Origin of the sequence: Moorena sp. SIO2C4, assembly GCF_010672485.1 — a bacterium.
GTDB classification, from domain to species: domain Bacteria; phylum Cyanobacteriota; class Cyanobacteriia; order Cyanobacteriales; family Coleofasciculaceae; genus Moorena; species Moorena producens.
Window position 1 is genome coordinate 1 of the sequence record NZ_JAAHGN010000372.1, and the last position, 6653, is coordinate 6653.

A 6653-nucleotide genomic window follows, 5' to 3' on the forward strand; every position below is an offset into this window, starting at 1 on the left:
TTGCCATTGAGGTGCTCTACCAACTGAGCTATAACCCCGTAATTTTATACTCCATTACCTAGTATACCTTGATAGCTCAGCTAAGTCAAGTAGTTTCAGAATGAAATTATCTCGATCAGTAGAATACGCTGGGAGACTGAGCCATTTGGGTAATATACCCCATGCAGCTGTTCATCAGAAAATAAACCACTAACATAGCTGCCGCTGACATGGCTACTAAGGTACCAGCCAGCATCAGAGAGAACTCTTGGGTATCAAAGGCTTCCTGCATCAGGTGCAGTGACCAAGCCACCAAGGCGACATCAAATATTAGAATTATCACCAGCATTTTTTACAAAAATTAATATTGGATCCATATTTAGTTTAGCAGCTATAAAAATCACTGCAAACCATTAAACTACTTAATACTACACAACAAAACTTAAATCTTTCGGAAGAATAATCCATTAGTTTACTATGGCAATCGCACCGGAATTTGGTGTTGGTTCAAATAGGTTTTAATTTCAGATACACTCAGTTGCCCGTAATGCAACAGGGAAGCTAGTAACGCGGCTTCGGCTTTGCCCTCAGTCAGGGCCTGATAAATATGATCGCAGTTGCCAGCACCACCGGAGGCAATCACTGGAATTTCCACCTGTTCAGCCATAGTGCGCGTTAGCTCTAAGTCATACCCAGCCTGGGTTCCATCCGCATCCATACTAGTAACCAGAAGTTCCCCAGCTCCCCGTTGTGCCACCTCTTTTGCCCATGCGATCGCATCAATACCAGTGTTCTCACGTCCTCCTCGCACATAAACATTCCAACCAGGATTATCGGGATCTTCCCGACGACGAGCATCAATAGCAACTACAATGCACTGATTACCAAAGCGATCGCTGGCTTGATTAATAAAGTCTGGATTGCGTACAGCAGCCGAATTTATACTAACTTTATCGGCTCCTGCTCTTAATAATAATTTAATATTTTCCAAAGACTGGATGCCACCCCCCACGGTCAAGGGAATAAACACTTGTTCGGCTGTACGGTAGACTACATCAATAATAATGTCTCGGTCTTCATGGGTAGCAGTTATATCCAAAAACACCAGCTCATCTGCACCAGCATCATTGTAAACTTGTGCTAATTCCACTGGATCACCAGCGTCCTTAAGATTAACAAAGTTGACCCCTTTAACAACTCGCCCAGCTTTTACATCCAGGCACGGTAAGATTCTCTTAGCCAGCATAAGTAAACTAAGTATGAAGTATGAAGGATGAAGTATGACCCATGGCCATAACGTCTTTTAGACAAAAGTACCAAAACCCAGATAGAGAACCCAAATCTAGCAAGAAACGAAAAGGTCGCGGGTTACCCCGTCAGAGGCAAAGCGATGGTGACCTACTACTAGCAACGGCTACCGCTGAGGAAATTGGTCATCAGGAAGAGAGTATTAGACCACAGCGCTTAGCCGACTACATCGGACAAAAAGAACTCAAAGGAGTTTTGGAAATTGGCATTCAAGCCGCCAAAGCCAGAAATGAGGCCATGGATCACCTGCTGTTGTATGGACCACCAGGATTAGGGAAGACAACCATGTCCCTAATTTTGGCAACTGAGATGGAGGTGAATTGTAAAATTACTGCTGCACCTGCCTTAGAGCGTCCACGAGATATTGTGGGGCTTCTGGTTAATCTCAAACCTGGGGATATCTTATTTATAGACGAAATCCATCGTTTGTCACGCATGACAGAGGAATTGCTATATCCAGCCATGGAAGACTATCGATTGGATATCACTATTGGTAAGGGTCAGAGTGCCAAGACCCGCAGTATTCCTCTGCCGCAGTTTACCTTAGTGGGGGCAACCACACGAGTAGGTTCCTTAACCTCACCCCTACGCGATCGCTTTGGTATGATCCAACGCTTACGCTTCTATGAGATCGATGAATTGAGTTTAATTGTAACAAGGACAGCCCAACTGCTAAAGGCAGCAGTAACCCAAGACGGTGCTGAAGAAATTGCCCGTCGGTCTCGTGGCACACCTCGAATTGCTAACCGACTTCTGAGGCGAGTGCGAGACTATGCTCAAGTCAAAGGCATTGAGCAAATTAACCAGGATGTAGCAGCTCAAGCCATGGAAATCTTTAATGTAGACCCGATGGGGTTAGATTGGACAGACCGACTGGTACTCAAGGTAATGATTGAACAATTTAATGGCGGACCAGTTGGTTTAGAAGCAGTGGCAGCCTCTACTGGAGAAGATGCTCAAACCATTGAAGAAGTTTATGAACCCTATCTGTTACAAATTGGTTTCCTGCACCGCACACCTCGGGGTCGCGTCGCCACCTCAGCAGCTCGGAAACATTTGGGTTATGAGTAGTAGTTAGTAGTTAGTAATTAGTAGTTAATGGTCAGTAGTAAGGAATATCAAGATTGCGGTCTCACTTGAAATAATATATGAAACGCTTGATTAGGATTTTACTGATTTTACTGCTTGTCGTTTTATCGGCTGCTACGATAATCACACCCCCAGCAATGGCGCAAACCCAATTCCCAGAATTGACTAAGGCTCAGATAAAACAAATTAACCAGTTAAGGAAAAAGGCATTTGCTGCTACGAATCAGGGGAAATTCCCAACTGCTGAAAATTACTGGACTCAGCTAATTGAGCTGTTACCAGATAATCCCGTCGGTTGGAGTAATCGGGGTAACCTTAGAGTCAGCCAATATAAATTAGAGGATGCGATCGCAGACTTTACTCACGCCATTGAGTTAGCACCAGAAGCCACTGACCCTTATCTAAATCGCGGTGCCGCCTATGAAGCACAAGGGCGATGGCAAGATGCCATTGCTGACTATGAGCGATTGCTAAAACTTGATCCCAATGATGCCATGGCTTACAACAACTTGGGGAATGGGAAGGCAGGACTAGGCCAATGGACAGAAGCGATCGCAAATTACCAAAAATCCATCGAGCTAGCGCCCAATTTTGCCTTTGCCTATGCTAACTATGCTCTGGCTCTCTATCAAATTGGTGAAACCAAAGAAGCCATGGGCATTATGCGCAATACTATCAGAAAATACCCCCAATTTGCCGATCTGCGAGCTGCTTTAACAGCTGTGTTGTGGGCTGACGGAAAACGGGGGGAAGCTGAGAGTAATTGGGTGGCAGCCGTTGGTCTCGACAAGCGCTACCAAGACTTTGACTGGGTAGAGCATGTCCGCCGTTGGCCACCAATGATGGTTGAGGCGTTAGCAAATTTCTTCAACCTCAAATGAAATTAACCTGATCCACCTTAGCTTTTCTCAAGAGTCATTACTTCAGGACTTACGCAATAATTTTAGGTCTTAAGGATAATTTTAGGGTGTGTTATTAACGCACCCTAAACTCATAACTCTTGACTAAACTATTGATTATCAAGCACCCTTGCGAAGCAGCAGTTGTTTGAGGTTCCGACCCCGTGGCTCCCGGACAAATGCCAAAGGTAAAAGGGTAGCCAATCGCACCACTGCTGATAGGGCAAATAATGTTGGCAAACCACCGAAGTGAGGCAACTCGGCTAAAAAGCCACCAAACATACTACCTATAGCACCCCCTAATCCGGCTGATGCTGCAGCTGCTGCAAAATAGGTGGAGGGTTTATGAGCTGGTGATATCTCGATTTGGATGTTATTGGCACACAGGTCAATGGCTGCTGCAGCTGAACCTGTCCCGAAGAATAAAAGGGGTAGCCAAACCCAAAGAGCGAGAGTTGTTGGACTGCCGATCCCAAGCCAAAGTAAGGGAATCACGGATAGGAGAATCCCAACCATCACTAGTACTGGACGATTTCCGATCAGGTCAGACAACTTACCCCAGTAGATCAGCGTCAATAAACTTGCCCCAGCCATCAGACTAGTATAGAGAGTTACCCAACCCACATCTAAGCCCAAATTGTCGAGCAGATAAACATTGAAAAACGGATTGCTGAGGGTGAAGGCAAACATCCACAATCCAAAGTAGAGTACAAAGATTAGGAAGTTTGAGTCTTTCAATAGGGCAGCATAATCAGAGGGCGTCGGCTCCTCAGACTCTAAGGTTTCATCAGTAGTCTCATCAGTAGTCTCATCAGTCTTGGCAGTCTTCTTTGAGGGTATCTGAGGAGTGATATCTACCATGAAGAACTGAAAGAGTAGACTGAGTATTCCAGCTACGATAGCCAAAATCAAGATTACGCCATAGCCTTGAACTTGCCCACCGTCCCAGCTAGAAACAATGTATCCCAGTAGGGGAACACAAAGTAGGTTGGTTAAATTAGTAAAGCTATTGCGCAGTCCAAAATAGCGCCCTCGCAGGCGAACAGGAACTAACACCGCCATCCAGCTAGACCAAGAGGGACTACCCAAAGCTCCAAAAATGTGAGTGATCAGGTTAATCGCCAGTGTGCACAACACTAGATGATGAGCTGGAGCCAGACCAGTGCAGAACATCCCAATGCCTACTAGGACAAATAACCATAGTAGTCGCGAAGGAATGAAGGTTTTGATGATAAACCAGTGGCGACTGTAGGATCGGTCAGATAAATAAGCACCAATAGGCTGTAGAAAATTCGCCAGTAGAGGTATCCCTGAAAGAATACCGATTTCAAAGTTGCTAGCACCCAGTTGCAGCAAGAAGTTAGTGAGGAAAACCTCAGCTGTGATACAGGAGAAGAAGGTGGAAAACACGCCGTCAAGGGTGGCAGCCCTCAGGCTAGAGCGAATCTCTCCCTTGGGAATTTTTTCAGTAGGGCTAAGCGGCGGTCGTGCTTCCTTGTTTAGGGGCTTGAGCAACTTTGGCAATCGCGGCAAAGACGGAGCTTCTGGGGCGACATCGGATATGAGTCTGAGCATAGCGGTTCAGGTAGCTAGATAGAGAGGACTTAAATGGCGAATTTGATGGAGACGAGTAAATCGTATTGGTTCAGGTAGCACCTGTACTGGATCGGCAGGCAGGTCGAAACTCCTATGCCATATCCTCCCTATAGCATCCCCCTTCTTGATGGGCGTAGCGTGCCCATAGCGTAACCCTCTTGGCTTGCTCTTAAATCCCCCCTATACCCTCTTGTAAAACCTCCTTCGGCTAAAAGGGGTTTTACAAGAGGAGTCTATGCCATTTACATCACTAGGGAAGTAAGACTTGCTTACTCTCGCAGAAGACCTACCATAGGCTTCCGTACTCCTGGTAGAGTCCGGTAAGGTCTAGCTCCTGCGACATCTGCTATACACTCCGGTAACCCTTACTTTTCGAGAAGGGCTACTTTTCAATAACACTTATTCTCTAGCCTTCACCCAACCCCTTAGAAATACGAAAAGTAGTACTTTTCTATAATCCCTAAGGGTTACTTCCTAAGGGCTATGCCCTACGGGGAGAGCTATGGTCATGACGGGGTATAGCAGCGGAGGCTACGCTATTCAATTAACGGGGGAGCAAGGGGGCTAGACATGGATCATGAGGAAAAATCACGCCAATGCCCTATTCCCTTGTTTAGGAATCCCGATGTAGTCAGAGTCGATATCTACATATCAATATCTACATATCAATATCTACATATCAATACTGACCTAAGTACAGCTGTTGCCTTTTTTATCCGTGGGGCAACAGGGTACCTTAAAAATACTATCTCAAAAAAAGTAAAATATTGCAACAAAAATACACTTAAGTATATTCACTGAAATCTTTCATCTGACCGATCCTGCGCAAGAGCTCCCACTACCTGGCTACCGAAAAAAAAAGGCGGGATCGCCTTCATAGTCTTGATCTCCGGCTTACGTAGTTGAGTCAGTTAAGAGCGTAGCCACGATGGGGAGCATGGTTAATCATAATTAAAGCTAAAGATAAGTGGTGGTATAATAAAGATAAGCAATAATTAAAGTTGGCTACTAACAGCTAGCTTTACCCGAATAAATATGGCTACTAACAGCTTTACACCTTAAGAAATAAGGTGAGTAAACAGCTAGATAAAATGTCGCAGAGTCTACCAAAAACTCTGATTATTTGTTAGACTTAAATTAGGGTAACACCGACAGGGATTATTATGTAACTTAAATTAAAGCCGAAAACCAAGGTAAAAATAGTTGCGCTTAAATCCCGGTGGAACGAACTTTTTTGACATTTTTATGGCGCTCGCGGGATATTCCGTCAGAGAAGCGCGGAGATACCCCCTGGATGCGAAAGCATCTTGCCTTGGCGGGCTAAAGTCTACCTTGGTAGATTTTGGTAGCTAAAAAGGATCGGACACCTTAAGAAATAAGCTGTAGAAAGCCATCTTGGATACCTTAAGAAATAAGCTGTAGAAAGCCATCTTGGATGTCGAGTTATCTCAAGAACCATATCATCTGTATTGACTAATTATTTCTAGGTGCATAGCCACCTCCTCAGACGGGAAACAAGTTTTCCAGGGGAGGTGTGCTTGCCGTCCTTACTTATCATCATGAAGCAAATCCTTTCGAGATGTCTAATTTTAGTATCTCTAATTCTGTTCCTAACTGGCTGTAGCCGCAGTATCGCCAGTGACATTTCCACTGTGACCCTCAGCGGCTGGCAGAGCAGCCCGGAGGAAAAACAGCTCCTTGAGCAGGTACTGAGGGAGTTTGAAGCATCACATCCTGGCATAAAAGTCAAGTTTGAAGTCATCACTGACCAATATATGGATG

At 45.1% G+C, this 6653-nt stretch carries 5 protein-coding genes and 1 pseudogene; 3 read left to right on the forward strand and 3 right to left on the reverse strand.

Features of this window, described 5'->3' with window-relative positions; translation table 11 throughout:
- Positions 1–115: 115 nt before the first annotated feature.
- Entirely contained in the window at positions 116–328 is a 213-nt protein-coding gene (locus F6K20_RS19240; RefSeq protein ID WP_008183028.1) for a hypothetical protein, read from the reverse strand.
- A 126-nt stretch (positions 329–454) separates the two neighbouring features.
- Positions 455–1225 carry an imidazole glycerol phosphate synthase subunit HisF gene (gene hisF / locus F6K20_RS19245; RefSeq protein WP_008183030.1) on the reverse strand — a complete coding sequence of 257 codons (771 nt, stop codon included), beginning with the start codon at positions 1223–1225 and terminating at the stop codon, positions 455–457.
- A 41-nt stretch (positions 1226–1266) separates the two neighbouring features.
- On the opposite strand from hisF, the gene ruvB reads away from it, so the two are divergent.
- The gene (gene ruvB, locus F6K20_RS19250) at positions 1267–2358 is read left to right on the forward strand and encodes a Holliday junction branch migration DNA helicase RuvB (RefSeq protein WP_287247836.1); all 1092 of its coding nucleotides are present in this window, start codon (positions 1267–1269) and stop codon (positions 2356–2358) included.
- A gap of 77 nt (positions 2359–2435) precedes the next feature.
- Entirely contained in the window at positions 2436–3257 is an 822-nt protein-coding gene (locus F6K20_RS19255) for a tetratricopeptide repeat protein (RefSeq protein ID WP_287295682.1), read from the forward strand.
- Positions 3258–3395: 138 nt separating this feature from the next.
- Here the strand turns inward: F6K20_RS19255 and F6K20_RS19260 are convergent, their stop codons facing one another.
- Positions 3396–4850: an MFS transporter gene (locus tag F6K20_RS19260; protein WP_044492840.1), complete on the reverse strand. Its 1455-nt coding sequence runs from the start codon at positions 4848–4850 to the stop codon at positions 3396–3398.
- A 1580-nt stretch (positions 4851–6430) separates the two neighbouring features.
- Between F6K20_RS19260 and F6K20_RS19265 the strand changes: the two are divergent.
- Positions 6431–6653, forward strand: a pseudogene (locus F6K20_RS19265) (ABC transporter substrate-binding protein); the annotation flags it as partial.